Annotated in this window: 10 protein-coding genes; 2 read left to right on the forward strand and 8 right to left on the reverse strand. The window is 64.8% G+C overall.

All coding sequences use genetic code 11. The annotated features are described in order from the left end of the window. Nucleotides 1–93: 93 nt before the first annotated feature. The 5 genes from BEN49_RS15395 to BEN49_RS15415 all read right to left on the reverse strand — a co-directional run bounded on the left by BEN49_RS15395 (nt 94) and on the right by BEN49_RS15415 (nt 8352). Nucleotides 94–1068: a hypothetical protein gene (locus tag BEN49_RS15395; protein ID WP_070744852.1), complete on the reverse strand. Its 975-nt coding sequence runs from the start codon at nt 1066–1068 to the stop codon at nt 94–96. Further along, complete coding sequence (locus BEN49_RS15400; RefSeq protein WP_070744854.1) at nt 1049–4615, reverse strand: hypothetical protein; 3567 nt, start codon at nt 4613–4615, stop codon at nt 1049–1051. Before BEN49_RS15400 ends, BEN49_RS15395 begins: the two co-directional genes overlap by 20 nt. A 205-nt stretch (nt 4616–4820) precedes the next feature. Next, on the reverse strand, nt 4821–6287 hold the full coding sequence (locus BEN49_RS15405; RefSeq protein ID WP_070744856.1) for a hypothetical protein: 1467 nt from the start codon (nt 6285–6287) through the stop codon (nt 4821–4823). Between the two features lie 155 nt (nt 6288–6442). Then, nucleotides 6443–6901 (reverse strand): hypothetical protein, encoded by a 459-nt coding sequence (locus tag BEN49_RS15410; RefSeq protein WP_070744858.1) that lies wholly within the window; start codon nt 6899–6901, stop codon nt 6443–6445. Between the two features lie 143 nt (nt 6902–7044). Then, nucleotides 7045–8352 carry a hypothetical protein gene (locus BEN49_RS15415; protein WP_070744860.1) on the reverse strand — a complete coding sequence of 436 codons (1308 nt, stop codon included), beginning with the start codon at nt 8350–8352 and terminating at the stop codon, nt 7045–7047. Nucleotides 8353–8589: 237 nt separating this feature from the next. Here BEN49_RS15415 and BEN49_RS15420 point away from each other — a divergent pair, with 237 nt between their 5' ends. Further along, on the forward strand, nt 8590–9606 hold the full coding sequence (locus tag BEN49_RS15420; protein ID WP_070744872.1) for an NAD(P)/FAD-dependent oxidoreductase: 1017 nt from the start codon (nt 8590–8592) through the stop codon (nt 9604–9606). Nucleotides 9607–9686: 80 nt separating this feature from the next. Next, entirely contained in the window at nt 9687–10004 is a 318-nt protein-coding gene (locus BEN49_RS15425; protein ID WP_070744862.1) for a 2Fe-2S iron-sulfur cluster-binding protein, read from the forward strand. 169 nt (nt 10005–10173) lie between these two features. Here the strand turns inward: BEN49_RS15425 and BEN49_RS15430 are convergent, their stop codons facing one another. From BEN49_RS15430 to BEN49_RS29635, 3 genes are all read right to left on the reverse strand, one after another. After that, nucleotides 10174–10779, reverse strand: coding sequence for a hypothetical protein (locus BEN49_RS15430; protein ID WP_070744864.1), 606 nt, complete (start codon nt 10777–10779; stop codon nt 10174–10176). 10 nt (nt 10780–10789) lie between these two features. Then, on the reverse strand, nt 10790–16171 hold the full coding sequence (locus tag BEN49_RS15435; RefSeq protein ID WP_317040463.1) for an alpha-2-macroglobulin family protein: 5382 nt from the start codon (nt 16169–16171) through the stop codon (nt 10790–10792). Beyond that, nucleotides 16114–16703: hypothetical protein (locus tag BEN49_RS29635; RefSeq protein WP_438831786.1), on the reverse strand; the 590-nt coding region annotated here is incomplete at its 5' end. The genes BEN49_RS15435 and BEN49_RS29635, both read right to left, overlap by 58 nt.

Below are 16703 nucleotides of genomic sequence, written 5' to 3' on the forward strand. Positions count from 1 at the left end.
CCATAACTGTCATTCCGAGCGTAGCGAGAATCTGGATATCAGCGTGATCCAGATTCTTCGCCACGCTCGGAATGACAGTTATCGGAACGATAATTAAGCGAAGTAAATGCGCGCCTTGCGCACAATTTCCCAGTCGTCACCGTCCACGCGGCGCAGCAGGCCGGGGGCCTCCGTCACGATACGCGAGGCTGCGCCTTGTGGCAAGTTGAACTCGCAGGCCGGCTCCAGCACGTCGGCGTAGGAGCTGATGTGGCGCGGGTGCGAAGCCGGGTCGGGATTCACCTGGAACGTGGTTTCGTCGGGCCGCACCGGGTCCCAAGTCAGCTCATAAATGCTGTTGTGGGCCGGCTGGCCCTGCAACACGTTGCGCCGGAACCGCCCGTTCACCGGGGCCGAGCTGACGTAGGCACGCCGGGGCCCCACCGGCGCGGGTGGGGCGGGGGCAGCCACTGGCTCCTCGGCAACATATTCAGGCGCAGCGGTTTCCGTTGCGACCTCCGCGGTGGGCGCGGCCGGGAGCCCTACTGGGGCATCAGGTGGCAGGGCCGTCGAAGCCGTTTTGGGACGGGGCGCGTTAATTGCTTGTTTGGGGCGGTTCGCTGCGGTGCCAGCCGCCGGCGTAGCAGCGGCGGGGCTAGTTGCGCCCGGGACTGGCCGGTTTTGGTCGGCCAGAGCCCGGGCAATCATCTTCTGCACTTCCTTAAACTGGCCGGGCGTCAGCTCATCGGTTGCACCAGCCAAGCGGGTGGTGTTGCTACTAGCTGTGCTGCTCGACGACGAACGGTGCCGGTGCTTGGGCCGGGTCACAATCAGAAAGCCCACTCCGATTAAGCTCAGTACGGATAAAGCCAGGGCCCACTCGCTCCAGTCGCGGTTCGGCGCGGACTGAGCGGCGACCGGCTGGGCCATTACGGGCTGCTCCACCGGCTCCTTGGCCGCCGTGGCGGTTACCGGCTCGGGGCTTGCAACGCCCTGGGCCAGGGCCCCGCCGATGGGCCCCGCCAGCAGCGCGGCTACGGCCAACGCCCGGGCGGCCGACTTCCCGAAATTAAGCAGTTTGTGCAGCATAATAGCGTTCGTAAAGGCGTTGGGTGAGCTTGGGCAGCGCGTCGCGGAAGGGAAAGAAAAACAGCGTTTCGCCGATGGGCGAGGTTTCCTTGGCCGTGCCGGCGGCGAGCTGGTTGAAGCCCGCGTTGAGGCTGTCGCCCATTTCCTGGCGGAAAAATTCGCTCAGGAATTCGGCGTCGAACTCCACGTTCATGCGGGGCAGCAGCTCTTCCACGTCGGGGTCGTTGGCCAGGAAGTCGATGAGGCGCTGGGCGTTGACGAGCACGCCGTCGCGCCGGTCGCGGGCCTGGGCTAGGTTGGGTTGGGCGGCGCGGCCGGTGAGCACCGGCGCAGGCGCGGCGGCAGGGACCCCAACGGCGGCTTCGTCCTCATCGGCTTCCTGCGGGAAGGTGTCGCCGATGATGGCGGTGGCCTTCATGTTCTCCATCAAATCCTGCAAGGCCAGGTGCTCACCCTGCTGGGCGGCGAAGAGGCGGGCCCCGCCGTTGGCGGTGGCCTCCTTGGGCTGCTCGGCCACGGTGAGGCGGAAGTCGGCGGGCACGGGCTGGCCGGTGGCAAACTCCAGCACCAGCCGCGCCAGCTTGGTGGCCGTGGGCTGGCCGGGCCGGAAGTCGAGGAGCTTGATATACGTACTGCCCTTGCCGCTGAAGCTGAGGTGGCGCGGCAACGGGCTGAGGCCCTGAGCCTGGGCGGCCTGCCCCACGTGGTACACAATGGCCGCGAAGTGCAGCAGCAGCACCACGCGCAGGTGCTGGGCCAGGATGATTTTCTCGCTGAACCGCAGCTGGTCATCAAACCCAAACAGCAGGCTCACCACGTCGGAGGCGTAGAAATCGGGGTTCTGCACGGCCTTATCAAAGGCGTTGCGGGCCTTCTGGAAGGCGTCCTTGTTCGTTTCGTCGGGCACCATTTTGCCCACCAAGCCCGTCTGGTAGCGCAGGAAGCCGTTCAGGCGGCCGCCGCGGGTCTGGCGCGAGCCGTCGCTCCACAGCACGTCGCCGGCGAAGCGGAACGAGCTGATGGCCGCCGGCTTTTCGCCCCGCACAAACAGCACGTCGGTGGTGCCGCCGCCAATGTCCACGTTCACGGCGTTCACGCCGTCGCGCGGCTCGATGGCCCCTTGCTTCACCAGGTCCAGGTACGGGGCCAGCGACTCGCTCAGCACCCGCGGCGGGTGCAGCTGCCGGGCCCCAAACACCCACTGGTACTCTTCGGCCCAGGCGTTTTCGAACACCAGCTGGGCGGCGGCGTTCATGCTCAGCGGCCGGAACCACACCACCTGGGTCTTGCTCACGTCGCCGTTGTTGAGGGCCGTTTTATGCTTGATGAGCAGCAGCATCTCGCGCAGAAAGGCGCGCATCCGACGCTGGCCAGCCTCGTTGTCGGCCCCGCTGGTTTCCCACTTCAGGTTGGTGCGGTAGTGGCCGGCGGCGGCGTTCAGCTCGTCGCGGTTGATGTTGAAGCCGATGTTAACATTGCCAAACAGCTGGGTGATCTGGCCCGCAAAAATCGGCGTTTCGCAGGTCGCCGTCCGAATCGGGAAGGCATAATCGGCCCCCTCCACGCCGATGAAAGCGGGCACGAACTCGCGGTTTTGCACCGTGCGGGCGTAGGCCAGGCTGCCGAAGCTGGTGCTGTAGCGCTCGGGCAGCGAGTTGGCGCGCTTCAGCGGCTGGTTCAGCGTGACGACCTGCAACTCTTCTTCAGTACCGATGCGGAAGGGCTCGGGCGTGGTGTCGGCGCCGCGCATCAGGGCCACGTGGCTGTTGGTGGTGCCAAAATCGACGGCGAACGTGAAGGCGGCCGGGCCGCTCGTCACGGCTTTCCAGCGGGGCACTACCACGTTGCGCACCGTGCGGAAGGGCGTGCCCGGCGCATCGGGCAGCGGGCATTCCAGTTCCACGAAGTCAAACGGGGCCTGCCGCAGCTGGTAGTAGATGCTGGCCGCCCCGAACGGGTTGCGGGCCACGCGCACCTGCTTTTCGGACTGCCGGGGCCCCTGCGCGTCGTGGAAGTGCAGGTCGGCCAGCGTCGCGCCGGGGTTGTCGTCCACCAGCATCACCTCGTAGGTGTTGTTGATTTCGGCCCGCTCGTGCTTGTAGAACGGGAACACGCCCAGGTTCACGAGCGTCTCCACGAGGAAGCCGTTTTCGGGGCGCTGGCTCACGGCGCTGGGCAGCTTGCGGTAGTAATGGCGTTCGTAGATGACGGGCTGGCCGTGCTGCACGGGCACGGTCAGCGTCACGGTTACGTAGTTCATTTCCACCGTGAACTGCACCAGGCGGTTCACATCCTCCGGGGTAAAGAAGTTGAAAAACTGCTTTTTCAGCGGCAGCAGAAACGGAAATTGCAAGTCCGCATCGGTATCAAAATCAGTGTATTGGTAAGCCTTGCGGGCCCCCGGCGCGTAGATGACCGGCTGACGGCCGGCCGCGAATTTGTCGCGGTTCAGGCCGTAGGGCAGCTCCACGAGGAAGTCTTCCAGCAGGTCGTTCACCGTTAGGTACGGGTAAGTGATGCCCAGCGCGGGCAGCACGCGGGCCGACAGGTTGGGCTCGGCGTCGGCCCAGCCGATTTGGGCCCCCATGCCGGCCGCGCCCTTGGTGCCGCCGTAGTAGTTGCTGCCCGTCAGGTCGAGGTCGGGCTTGAGCACGAGCGGCGCGGGGCCCTCCAGCACGCGGGTGGCGGCAATGAACCAGTCGCTGGTCCCCGGCTTCTGGGAAATGCGCGCCTGGTACAGCTCGGCCCCCTTGATGCGCACCGTACCGCCCTCGTAGGGCAGCGGCTCGTAGTCGGCCAAGAACTCGGTGGGGTTGAGGTTTTGGCCCGCCACGTCATTCACGCGCTGGCGGTCGGTGTCCTGCAAGTATTTGAATACGCTGTTGGCGAACGTCTTATCGCGCAGGTTTTTGTTGATATCGAACCAGCCGTACAGGAACTTCTGGAACTCGGGGGCCCTATTGGCCAGCGGCACAATGGCCTGGTCGAAGTAGCGCCCCGTGCCGTTCACCCGCTGAATGTCCAGCGCCCGCAGCCCCTGCCGCGCAAATACCAGCGTGAACGGCGAGGTGAGGCCGAGCAGCTCGCGCCGCCCGCTGCCCCGCGCCTCCCCAAAAATCAGGAACAGCGTTTCGACGCCCGCAAACTGCGGGTCGTTCAGGTACAGGCCCAGCGTGCGGCCCATCAGGCGGGTGGCCTCGTTGCTTTGCAGGGCCCTCAGCTGGTCGTCTTTGTGCCAGGGCAGTAGCGTAAGGCTATAATTAGCAAACTGTTGCTTGAAGAACAGCAGCTCCAGCAAGTCCAGGCAGTGCGTCACCAAGTGGTGGTACACGGAGGTACCGTTGGGCTCGTGGCGCACAAATTCGAACGCCTCGGCCAGCAAGTGCAGCTGCCCAAACGGCGTCGGGATGGACGTGCTCGTGACGTGCGCCGAGCCGCCGTCGGGGTCGGCAATGGTCTTAATCTGGTTGTCGCTGATGCGGTCGGACTGCTGCCAGCCGCGAAGCAACGATTTGCCCTGCTGGTGCAGGCGAAGGATGGTGCTCATAATGAATAGTCTAGTTACGATCTGGGCCCGGGCTGCCGGCTTTTCGCCGGCTGCCCGGTAATTGCTAAACGGTTGGAAAAGAACGTTAATCGCCGCAAGGCACGGGGGCAAGCGGTAGCAACGGCTCGGCGCTGGGGACCCTGAATGCCCGGGCGGCGATTACCGGGCAGCCAGCGAAAAGCCGGCAGCCCGGGCCGGTTTCCTCCTAAAACCCTTTGATTTTGCTGTCCACCGTTTCGCGCATCACCTTGCTGAACAGCTCCACGAACTGGCCCGGCCGGGTGGTGTGCGTCACTTTGGTGGCGCTGTCGTCCAGCGACTTGCGCAGCGAATTCGTCACGATGCCCTTGTCAAAGAAGCCGGTTTCGACGCGCTGGCCGTGCACCAGGTCGTTGTAGTCGGCCGAGCCGAGCTGGAACGGCGCGAAGGCGCGGTCGTTGGTGGCCAGTTCCTTCAGCCAGGGCGTGAAGCCGTAGGCGGGGTTGTCAAGCAGCTCGCGCAGGGCCCGGTAGAAGTCGTCGTGCTTCCAGTCGGCGGGCAGCTGGAGCGTTTTGGCAAACACCGCGTCCATCGTGCCGGGCAGGCCATGGGTGAGGAAGGTGGCGAAGAGTTGGAACCGCGTCAGGGCCCGGCCCAGCAGCTGCATGCTCTTGTCGGCGTCGAGCGAGCCGAAGCGCACCGGCCGGTCGTCCTTCTCCAGGCCGTACTCGAAAAACAGCTCCTGGCCTTGCAATTCCGCCTTGCTGTGGGCCATGAAATCGAACACCGCCAGGGCCCCCACCAGCTCGATGAAGTGGGCGCCGTTGGTTTGGTTGGCGCCGCCCTCCTGGTTGTCGTAGCTCTTGGTAACCGGGTCGGCCAGGTAGTACAACGAGTTGAGGCCCCGCAGGTTGGTTTCGTAGTAGCTGAGGGCCGCCTTGGTTTTGGTGATGAAAAACCGCGAGTCGATGGCACTCTCCGCGCTGGGGTTCACCTTGAAATAGGGCAGCACCGAGAGGCCGCCCATGGGGGCCTCGCGCAGGGCTTTTTCGTTGGGCAGGCGCTGGCCGCCGCTCAGGTCGGGGTAGCGCAGGTTCTTGAGCAGCAGCGGGAAACCGGCCGCGCCCGTGCCCCCGAAGATGGAGCTGATGAAGAACACCCGGTCGCCGTCCTGCTCGTTGAAGTTGTTGGCAAAGGCCTGGATTTCGGCCGAGCCCATCAGCCCGTTCAGCACCACCGAGCCTACGTTGGGGCTGCCCTTAAAGCCCACGGTGAGCGGACTAGCCAGGTTTTCGGGCGTGAAGAGCAGGTCCACTAGGTGGCGGCTTTCCACCGGCATCCGGTCGTAGTGCAGGTAGTCGCGGAAGCTCTCGTTGATGTTGCCGAAGTCATACACGAAGGCGTCCTTCACGTCGCCGCTGCCACTCTGGGCAATGGCCGAGAGCGTTTTGATGTCGGTGTGGAAGAAGTCGCCCACCGCCGGGGCCGGCTCCAGGCTTTTGCGCAGCCGGGCGTAGGTTTTGAGCAGCTCCACGGTGCGGTTCATGTCGCCGTTGCGGGCGTCAGGGTCAATGATGATGGGCACCACCGTGTCGCAATTCTTGATTTCGACGCCCGCCGCCAGCAGCATCGTCAGCGAGCGAATGACGCGCGAGCCCGTGCCGCCGATGCCGAATAAAAACAGTTTAGCCATAGCAAGGAAAGGTATTAAGTGCAGCGAGGCAACCCCTCCCCCGGCCCCTCCCCAAAAGGAGGGGTGCGTTCAACGAGTCGTTCAATGGGTCAGGTACTGGCACCCCTCCCTTTTGGGGAGGGGACGGGGGAGGGGTTGGACGTTAGAGGAACGAATTAATTAGGCCAGCGCACCGGCGTGGTGCGGGCGCTGGTGGAGAAGGATTTCACCACAAACGACCAAAACACGAAAAACAGGGCCCCGAACAGTGCGTTTACGCACAAAAAGCCCAGCACGTAGCGGTTGTAAGCCGACTGCTCGATGCCTTCCAGCGCCACGCCGCTGCTATTGAGACTCTCCGTGACAACCGAATGGGCCTGCGAATACGCCAGCACCGCCGACGCTAAGGCCGTCAGCAGCACGAATAGCAGCCAGTGCGAGGTTTTGAATAAGGCCGTGGTCATCAGCCGGTTCAGCACCACGTAGTACACCAGGGCCATGCCCAGCGCCACGGCGAAAAACGTGCTGAGGCCCACGCCGGGGAAAATACTTTTTTGGTACACGGGGATGAGCGACGACGGAGCTGGCGTGCCCAGTAAAGCCTGGTAGAGCGAAGTAAAAAGCTGTTGGAACATGAAGGATTTGGGTTGGCAGATTAAGTAAAGATTGGGGCCCCGGTACTGTAGCGCGGACTTTGTAGTCCGCGGCTCTGCACGGTCGCTGCACGATTATCGGCAGGACGAAGCGAGAGCCGCGGACTACAAAGTCCGCGCTACATTCAGTCTGCTCGCTGCACGCGGATGGGCAAATCGAGCGCTTGCTGGGCGCTGGGCTGGCCGGCAAAGTAATCGGCCACGCCCTGCATTACGTCGGCGAGGAGGAAAGTTTTGGGGCCCTGTTTGGCGATGTTGCTGTCGTTGGCGGTAGAGGTTTGGGCGACCCAGGCGGGCTGCGGGCGGGGCAGCGTGAGGTGCAACAGGGCCCCGGCGCCGGGCACTTGGCCCAGCTTTATTTTAGCCAAGTGCGTGTACTGCTGCAAGTACGGTTTGCCCGCAGCGGCCGGCTCCTGGGCCACGGGCCAGGTGCGCAGCAGCGTGGCATCGGTGGCGGCGGCGTCGAGGCGCAGGCCCTGGGCGGCGGCCTTTTGCCACTCGGCGGGCACGGCTTTCAGGTCGAGGCCAAACACGACTTCGGCCGGCTCCTTGCGCGATACGCTTTTGGTGAAACTCAGGGCGGGCACGCCGGCTATGGGCTCGGCCTTGTACCACTCGCCTTGGTTTTGGAAGTGGTCGAGCGCCGCGTAGGGCGGGGCAAACTTGGTGTTGAAGTGCGCCTGGGGCTGGCTGGCCAGCCGCTTCAGCAGCGTGCCATCGACCTGGCCTACCAGCGCTGGGGCCCCCACCACCCAGATATAATACGGTAGCTTGTCACCGCGCAACGCCTGCGGCTTGGTGCGGTTGCCGGGATAGAAGTTGCCCCGGTAGGCCGACGTATTGGCGAACACCGACACGGCCAGCTGCGCCGCGTCGGCGGTGGCCAGGGCGTCCTTTACGTCGGTTTTTACGCGCCAAGTTTCGCCAGAATTTTTAGGACTGTAGATAAAGTCCGACACGATGAGGCTGACCGTGCCGGGGCGTTTGGCGTGCAGCTTCAGGGCCTCGGCCAGCATCAGGGGCAGCTCGGTGCCCAGGGCAGGCTTTTGAATGCCGGTGCTCACGGCGCCGGTGAGGGCCCCGTAGCTCGTGGGTACCAAGATGCGCGGGTCGGCGCCGGTGGCTTCCTTCACGAAGTAGTAGGCCGCCGGGGCCCCGTGCTGGCCGTTCACGTCGGAGAGCAGCGCGGCCACCGTTTGCTGGAAGTTGCTGCCGGACTCGCCGGGCGCGTTGGCGTGCATGAAGCCCTGCATCCCGCCCGAAGCATCCACCAACACGTTGATCTGACTTATTTTATCAGCGGCCGCGGGGGCCCCGGCGGCGGGCTTGCCCCCGGCAATTTTGACGGGCTCGCCGCCGGAGCCACAGGCCACGGCCAGCCCGCTCAGCGGCAGCAGCAGGGCGTATTTTCTAAGAATCGAAGCTGAAATCATGCGCCGGAAAACGGACTATAAGGAGAGGCAACGGGCACCGCGCGGGTTTGCGGCCCCAAGGTAGGGCCGGCGCGCGGCCCGGCCGCTTCCTGCACATAACAGGCCAAACCGGTGCGGCCAACGCCAAATCAGCCAACGATTTCGGGGCCCCGGTTGTTGTACTTGCACGGGGCCATTGGCGGCCCCGGCCGCGGGGGCTACCTTTGCGGCCGCTTGTTTCAGGTACTTAGCTCGTTTATGCCCAACGTAATTTCCACCGATATCTGCATCGTCGGGGCCGGCCCAGTGGGCCTGTTTGCCGTGTTTGAAGCCGGCTTGCTCAAGCTCCGTTGCCACGTCGTCGATGCCCTGCCCCAACCCGGCGGCCAGCTCACCGAAATCTACCCCAAGAAGCCGATTTACGACATTCCCGGCTTCCCCGAGGTACTGGCCGGCGACCTGGTGGACAACCTGATGAAGCAAATCGAGCCCTTCCACCCCACCTTCACGCTGGGCGAGCGGGTGGAGCGCTTTGCCAAGCTCGACGACGGCACCTTCCAGCTCTACACCACCGACGGCACCGAGATTCAGTGCAAGGCCGTGGCCATCGCCGGGGGCCTCGGCTCGTTCGAGCCCCGCAAGCCGGCCGTCGAAAACCTCGAGCGCTTCGAGGGCGGCAAGGGCGTGCACTACATGGTGCGCGACCCCGAGCACTTCCGCAACAAGAAAATTGTGATTGCCGGCGGCGGCGATTCGGCCCTCGACTGGACCAACTTCCTGGCCAACGTGGCTTCGGAAGTGACACTTGTGCACCGCGGCACCACTTTCCGCGGCGCTGCAGACTCGGCCGAGAAAGTGCAAAAGCTGCACGAAGCCGGCAAAATCAAGCTCGTGCTGAGCAGCAACGTGACGCACCTGCACGGCAACGGCCACTTGCAGGAGGTCACCATCACGGGCAACGACGGCGTGGCCGAAACTGTGCCGCTCGACGCCTTCGTGCCGCTGTTCGGCCTCACGCCCAAGCTGGGGCCCATCGGCGAGTGGGGCCTGGGCCTGGAGAACGACGCCGTGCAGGTGAACACGCTGGATTACAGCACCTCCACTCCCGGCGTGTTTGCCATCGGCGACATCAACACCTACCCCGGCAAGCTCAAGCTCATCCTCTGCGGCTTCCACGAGGCGGCGCTGATGTGCCAGGGCGCGTTTAAGTACATCTACCCCGACAAAAAATACACCCTTAAGTACACCACGGTGAACGGGGTACCTACTCTTTAAGCTGTTAGCCATTAGCTGTTAGCTGCTAGCTTTTTCAAGTTACTGGCTACTAGCTAATGGCTATAAGCTAACAGCTAAAAATGGACAACGACGTACGCATTTACGTGGAAGAGGCCCCCGGCCAGCGCCGCGAACTAGAGGCCCCCACCGACATGGGCCTAAGCCTGATGGAGCTGCTCAAGGCCAACGACTACCCCATCCAGGCCACCTGCGGCGGCATGGCCCTGTGCGCCACCTGCCACGTGGAGGTACTGGCCGGCCCCGCCCTCCCCGAGCCCCAGGATGCCGAGCTGGACATGCTCGAAACCCTGCCCCACGTGTACGAGGGCTCGCGCCTGAGCTGCCAGATTCGCCTCCACCTCCGCACCGATGGCTTGGTGGTGCGCATCGCTGGCTAATGCGCTGTAGCGCGGACTTTGTAGTCCGCGCCTCTCGCTTCGTCCTGCTGGTGACCGCTCAACGATTACCGTGCAGCACCGCGGACTACAGAGCCCGCGCTACATTCAACGACACAAAAAATCCCCGCCAGCGACTGGCGGGGATTTTTTGTGTCGTGAAGAACCGGGCCTAGCGGCGGCGTTTCTTGCTGGCGGTGGCCTTCTTTTTGGTGGCTGACGACTTCTTGTGAGCTGTCACCTTCTTGGCAGCGGCCTTGTGCTTGGTTTTGGTTTTGGTAGTACTGTGGCTTTTGCTGCTTTTGGCAGCGCGGGCTTCTTTGGCGCGGGCAGCTTTCGACTTGGTTTTCGTTTTGGCGGCTTTGCTGCGGGTGGCCTTGCTGCTGTGCTTGCTGCTGCTACGGCGGGAGGCGCGGCGCTCGGAGGCGCGCTCTTCGGCCCGGGCCTCGGCGCGGCGGGCCGATAGCCAGGCGGAGTGGCGGGCGGCGTACGAACGGGTGGCGTGGGCTTCGCGGGCGGCGGTGGCGGCCTCTTCAGGCCGGGCCTCGTCGGCGGTGGCCGTGGCGGTGGCGTCGTTTTCAGGCGAAGCGGTGGCGTCATCAATGGCGGCGGCGCGGACGGCCTCGGCCTTCTTGCGGCGCACCGGCATCAGGAAATCGCGCTCGGCACGCTCGCGTACGCTCAGGCTTTCTTCACCGGGAAGTTTCGTTACAGGCGTTTGGGCGTGGGCCGTGCCCAGGGTCAGGAATAGGGCCGCCAGGGCTAACAAGTACTTCATAGTATAATCATTATCCAATTGGTCGAAAGGCAAAGCTAAGGCCGGTCTTGGCAAGATGCAAGTGCCGCCGGGGCCCCACCTGGCCCGGCGGCCGCCCGGTTTGCCCCCATTTAGGGGCCCGAGCGGCCCCTCCCCTACCGCACGATAGTGAGGCGCTGCCCAGCCGAATTGGCCCCGAATTCGGCGCGTACAGGCATTGCACCTGGCTCAGGCCACCCGAGAAATCGCCGGCCTGGCTGGCCCGCAGCCGGTACTCAAACACGTGCGTACCGCGCGGCACTTCGCTTAAAAAAAAGTTGGTGGCCGCGTCGCGCGGGCTTTCGTAGTATCCTAGCCCGTTCTGGTAGCGGTAGCCGCTGGTTTGGCCGATGGGCTCGAGGCCGGCGGCGCGCTGGTCCTTGAGGTGCACATACTCCAGGGCCCTGTCGGTGCGCATCACGAGGCGAACCACCAAGGCGTCGCCTACTTTCAAGGGCGTGGCGGCGGTCAGCTTTTCCAGCACGGGGCCCCCGGCGGTGCGGGTTTCGCGGTAGAGCTGGCGCTCCAAGCTCAGGGGCGTAGCGGCGGGCGTAATCTTGTCAATGTCCTCAAAATACTGCCAGTACAGCGCGCCCCAGGCCAAGCCCGCGTCGGGCTTGGCCACGGTGACCTTACCCTGCGCAGGCTGGATTTCGGCTGCCGGCCAGCTGGTTTTGAAGTAACCGGTGCCGGCCTGGGCCACCTCGGGCCGCACGGCTTGGGCCCCCACGCTGATTTGCAGCGGCTGCGGGGCGGCCAGCCAGTCGGAGCCGCGCAGCAGCAGAGCGTAGCAGGCGTCGGCGGTGGCGCGGGTGCTGGGCCAGTTGTGGGCTTGCTTTTGGGTGAGCAGCCAGAGCTTCATCTCGTCCACTGATTTCTGGTCGTTTTTTACCTCGTCGAAGGCTTCGATGAGCGTGGCCTGGGTTTCGGTGGGGGCCTCGCGCCAGTAGTAGCCGCCGGTCACGTCCTTCCAGTACATGCCCAGGGCGGGCGAGTGCAGGGCGTTTTCGGCCAGCGCGCGCAGGATTTGCTGGGCCGACGGGGCCCCTTTGCTTTCGCGGAACAAAGCCAGGGCCGCCTGGGCTTGCAGGTAGCGCGTCTGGCCGGTCCAGTACTTGGCGGCCTGCCCGCGGTAGTAGGCGTAGGCGGGCGCCGCAGCCTTGGCCACGGGCTGGCCGGGCCAGAAGCTGCGGGCATACAGGGCCTGGATTTGCAAATCGCCGAGGTGGTTATCGGCTAGCTTCACGGCCTTTTGGCGGCGTAGGTCGGCGTAGTCGCGGGCAGTGGCGGCGTCGAGGTAGGCCAGGGCAGCTTGCAGGACAGGGCGGGCGGCGGCGGCGTGGCTGGCGTCCAGGGCCCCCAGCTTTTTCAGTTTGCCGAACCCGGCCACGATGAGCTGAGTGAGGTAGCGGTCGTCGGGCATTTTTTCGAACCACGGAAACGCGCCGTCGGGCAGCTGCATGCGTTGCAGCTTGGCCAGGGCCCCGGCGGTTTCGGTGCGCAGCCGCACGGTGTCGAACAACGTGGTGAGGCGGGCCAGGCGCTCGGTTTCGCCCTGAGCGTCGCGCACCCAGGGGGTTTCTTGCAGCAGCAGGTTTTTCAGCTCCTGGTTTTGGTTGAGCTTGCTGGCCAGCTGGTTGCGCTGGGCGGCGGTGCCGCTTTGCGATTGGCGCGTCCACTCGGCCAGTACGGTGCGGAAGCGCGGGGTGGACTTAAGAATCTGCGCAGCCAACAAGTTGGCGTACAGCCGGTCGAATACCTGCTCCGAGCACTCGTAGGGGTACTCCATCAGGTAGGGCAGGCTCTGCACGGCGTACCAGGCGGGGTTGGCCGTCATCTCCAGCGTAAGGGAGTAGTTGCGCCGCGTGGGCGAGGCGGTGCTGGTCAGCTTCTTCAACTCGAACGTGCGGGTGCCGGGGCCCACCACAGGCAGCGGTAGGCTCTCGGTGACGAGGATGCGGTTGGGCAGCACGGGCAGCGTGTTTTCCTCGCCGTCGGAGAACCTCACGGGACCCCTCTGGGGCGGCCCCTCTCCCGCGGAGAGGGGAGCCTGACGATTTTTCTTTTTGCTCTTTTTACCGGTTAACTGCTCACTGTCAACTGTTGACTGCGTTTCCGCCACTACCCGGTACGTTACAGCCACCGACGCAAAATCGGCGGGCAGGTTGATTTCCCAGCCCAGCGCGGCGCTCTGGTGGGCCCCGGCGGCCACGGGCTGCTGTGCGGGGCCCCGCAGCAGTTGGGCGGTGAGGTCCTGGCCCGTGGCGGCGTCGAGCAGGAAGAGCTGGGCCGTGCCGCGGGTGGCGTGGTCGGTCAGGTTCGAGAACTTGGCGGGGAAGGTGAACGTGTCGCCCTGGCGCAGGAAGCGCGGGGCGTTGGGCGTAAGCTGGATTTCCTTTTGGGTGACGAGCTGCCGGGCCAGCTGGCCGGTGCGCAGGTTGCGGTCGTGGGCCAGGGCCAGCAGCTGCCAGCGCGTCACAGCTTCCGGCATCTGGAATTCGAGCACCACATCGCCGTTTTTATCGGTGCGCAGGGCCGGCTCCCACAAGGCCGTTTCGCGGAAATCAGTGCGGGTGGGGACGGCGGAGAGGTTTACGCTACGTTGTTGAGAAGTAACACCCGCAGCCGAATTACTATCGCTGCCGCCTTGATTTCCTCCACCTAGGCCGGTTACCACTACTTCATTTAAAGAAGCTTTGTCAGCGGCCATTGCGTTACTCATCATTGGCGACGCAGGCGCAGGCGCACTTCTGGCCAGGGAGGAAACACCACGTATTCTGATGTGAATCCCGTTTCCTGGCGCACTCCGGTCAGCAAGCGTTTCCCATGTGTTCAACATAGGATATTCCACCGCCGTTTCGCCTGCACTTTCCGCGCTGGTAGTAGCCACCCAATTCGCTTCATCAAAACTTCCTTGCCATCCGTACCGTGGCTGGTAATACTGATTGTCAAACGCCAATCCCCCAAAACTGTGTTGGCGGAACACGTCCAGGCTTTGGTCGTATAGCGTTGCTAGCAGTTCGGCATCGGCTGCTTGGCCCCCGGCTTGGTGGATGGCGATGCGCCAGGTTTCTTTCTGGCCAGGCTGAAGCTTGTCGCGGAAGGTGCTGATAGTGAGTTGCAACGGCTGCGGCTTTGCGGCCACTTGCACGGTGGCGTCGTGGCGGTAGAGGCGGTTGGCGCGCACCTGCGTGGTGTGGATGTACAGGGGCCCCGGGGCGCTGGCCGGGCCGCTTGCTACGGCTACGCGGCGTTGCTCGCCGGCGCGCAGCGTCAGCCACTCCTGGCGCAGGAGCTGGCCGCCGCGCTCCACTTCGAGTAGGATGCGGGCGTCGGCTTCGCTGCTGCCCAGCAGGATAGCGGCGGACTGGCCGGGGGCCACGGTGTCGGCCAGCGCCACAAACCAATCGGGCGTGGCGAAGGGCACGGTGGGGGCCCCCGAGTCGTAGAGCGTAAAATCCTGCTGCGCCCGCGCCGAGTCGCGGCCGGCGGCCTGGGCTTCGAGGCGGTAGCGGCCGGTGGGCAGGGCCCCCAGCGCGGCATTCAGGTCGAGGGCCGCGCTGGTTTTGGTGTCGAAGGCCAGGGTTTTGACTAGCTCCGGCTTGGCTTCATTCGCGGCGGTTTCGGGCACGGGACCGGGCACACCGGCCGGGTTGGGGCGGTAGCGGATGGCCAGCAGGCGCAGCGTGCCGGCGGCCGGCAGCGGCTCGCCGGTGGCGTTGGTACCCAGCAGCCGGAAGGTGGGCAGGCGCTGCTTATCGGCCATTTCGGGCCCCACGAGGCGCAGGCTGAGCGGATTGCGGCCGATGGGGAAGCCGCGGGTGGCGCTGCGGGTTTCCCCGGCCGCGTCGGTCACGTCGGCGGCCACTTCAAATAAAAATCCGGGCTGCCAGCCAAATCTGCCTGGCTTGGCTAGTACCAGCGGCGGCGTGAACGTGATACTAAAGCGGCCATCTGCGTTGGTGGTGGCGGTGCCGTGGGCGATTTCAGTAGTGCCTGTTCCAGGACTTCCCGGCCGGTAGGCTCGCCCCCCCACCCCGCCCCAATAATCATAATCGAGTAGCGCCCACAGGGCCCGGCGCGTGACGCGGTACTGTACCGTGGCCCCGTCGGTGGCCTGCCCGGCGTAGGCGCGGGCGCGGCCGGCCACGGCCAATGGCTGGCCCAGCTGCGGGCGGCCGGGCACCGAGTCGAGCTGCACGTAAAAGGTGGGGCGCTTGTAATCTTCCACGGCAAAAGCCAATTCGCCGTCGTCGGCACTCAGCTTAAACTCACCGTTCAGCAAGCCCGCTGGCAGCACAAACGAGCCGCTAAACGACCCGAAGTCGTTAGTCACGAAGCTCAGCTTCTGCACGGTGTCGCCGTTCACGTCTTCCAGCTCCACGTCTTGCTTTTCCTTGGTCAGCAAGCGAGACTTCCCGCCCTGGTTTTCCATCAGTATGCCCTTGAAGTACACCGTTTGGCCCGGCCGGTAAATAGCGCGGTCGGTGAAGAGGAACGTGCGGCGCTGCGGCTTCTCCGTTTTGGGCTGTTCGGCCTGGTAGTAATTGTTGTCGTCGTGGAGCAATAGCGTGTCGCGCCCTCGCCACATTTTCACCAACCGCTCTTTTCCCAGCGTAAAAACGTTTTCCTTACTGTCCACCTTGTCTGCTATTGGCAACGGCACTTCCCCGTTGGCGTCAGTTTGCAGCAGCTGCCCTTTCAGGTACACCGTACGGCTAAACTTGTCGGTGGGCTGCAGGTCGGCTATGTGCTGATACGTGGCCTGGGTGCTAATTCTTGGCAGCAATTGGCCGCTCTGCCGATTGAGCAGCAGTAGGCGCTGCGCCCCGGTATCGGGGTCTCGGCGGATGAGGGCGCTCAACTCGCTGGCCCCCACCACGGCGTAGGCGGCCACGTCGCCGGGCTGCTGCTTCGTAGGCTCACTGGCTTTGTTGCCGATGACGACTAGGTAATAGCCAATGGGCAGCGCCGCGCCGGCCGTGGCCAGCTTCTGCTCCTTATACTCAACGGGATGCGCCGGCACCGGCACCGCCCAGCTCACGGCCGGAGCCGCCCTCAGCACCTTCGCGTAGCGCTCGGCCATTAGGCGGCCATCGTATTGCTTGAAGCTGTACCACTGCGCCAGCGTGATGCGGTAGGCCCAGGCGTGCAGCTCCGTGATGTTGCGGACCGTGGCATCGAGCCGCCAGGGCTGGCCGGGCACCACGATTTCAGCAGCGGAAAAGGTTAGCTCCGGCCGCTCAATTTCGGCGCGCAGGGCCCTGGCGCGGGCTGCACCGCGCGACTTCGGGTACCGCGCTTCGGCGGCCCGCGCTAGGGCCACGGCGGCCACTGGGGTGCTGTCGCGGGCGGCTTCGGCCTGCCGGGCCATGAACTCGGTGCTGAGAGGCAGGGCTTTGTAGGCCTCGGCGGCGCGGACCAGGGCGGGGGCGTACTGGTCGGCCAGGTCGGTATTTTGGGTGAGGGTGCGCAGGTAGTCGAGGCGCTGCAAGTCCACGTCGGCCAGGGCCCCGGGGTTGGCGGCGGCAGCGGCAGGCGGGCGGCGGTGAGGCGCTGCAACAGGCGCAGCGCCAACAGCGGGCCGTTTAGCGAGTCGGTGGCGGGGGCCCCCAGCTTCAGCGCGGCAAACTCCTGGGCGCTGCCGAACAGCTTCGGGTCAGTTACTTGGAACTGCTGCTCGGGCCGGGTGAGGTACAGCTCCTGGTTTTGCAGGCCGGCAATGGCGCGCTGGGCCAGCAGGTCGTACAGGGTGGGGCGCAGGGCGCGGCCCTCGGCGTCGCCGCCGGTGGCTAGGTCGCCCAGGGCAACCAGGGTGGTTTTCAATTGGCGCTGGGGCTCGTCTTCCACCGACTGGAAGTAGTGCCGCACGATGGCCGCGCCGAGCCGGCCGGCGTCCCCAGGTG

Source organism: Hymenobacter coccineus (genome assembly GCF_001816125.1).
In the GTDB taxonomy this organism is placed as follows: Bacteria; Bacteroidota; Bacteroidia; order Cytophagales; family Hymenobacteraceae; genus Hymenobacter; species Hymenobacter coccineus.

What these genes read in the sequence shown, in the direction of transcription:
- BEN49_RS15395 (WP_070744852.1), bottom strand. Translation starts at nt 1,068, where the DNA reads ATGCTGCACAAACTGCTTAATTTCGGGAAGTCGGCCGCCCGGGCGTTG.
- BEN49_RS15400 (WP_070744854.1), bottom strand. Translation starts at nt 4,615, where the DNA reads ATGAGCACCATCCTTCGCCTGCACCAGCAGGGCAAATCGTTGCTTCGC.
- BEN49_RS15405 (WP_070744856.1), bottom strand. Translation starts at nt 6,287, where the DNA reads ATGGCTAAACTGTTTTTATTCGGCATCGGCGGCACGGGCTCGCGCGTC.
- BEN49_RS15410 (WP_070744858.1), bottom strand. Translation starts at nt 6,901, where the DNA reads ATGTTCCAACAGCTTTTTACTTCGCTCTACCAGGCTTTACTGGGCACG.
- BEN49_RS15415 (WP_070744860.1), bottom strand. Translation starts at nt 8,352, where the DNA reads ATGATTTCAGCTTCGATTCTTAGAAAATACGCCCTGCTGCTGCCGCTG.
- BEN49_RS15420 (WP_070744872.1), top strand. Translation starts at nt 8,590, where the DNA reads ATGCCCAACGTAATTTCCACCGATATCTGCATCGTCGGGGCCGGCCCA.
- BEN49_RS15425 (WP_070744862.1), top strand. Translation starts at nt 9,687, where the DNA reads ATGGACAACGACGTACGCATTTACGTGGAAGAGGCCCCCGGCCAGCGC.
- BEN49_RS15430 (WP_070744864.1), bottom strand. Translation starts at nt 10,779, where the DNA reads ATGAAGTACTTGTTAGCCCTGGCGGCCCTATTCCTGACCCTGGGCACG.
- BEN49_RS15435 (WP_317040463.1), bottom strand. Translation starts at nt 16,171, where the DNA reads ATGGCCCGGCAGGCCGAAGCCGCCCGCGACAGCACCCCAGTGGCCGCC.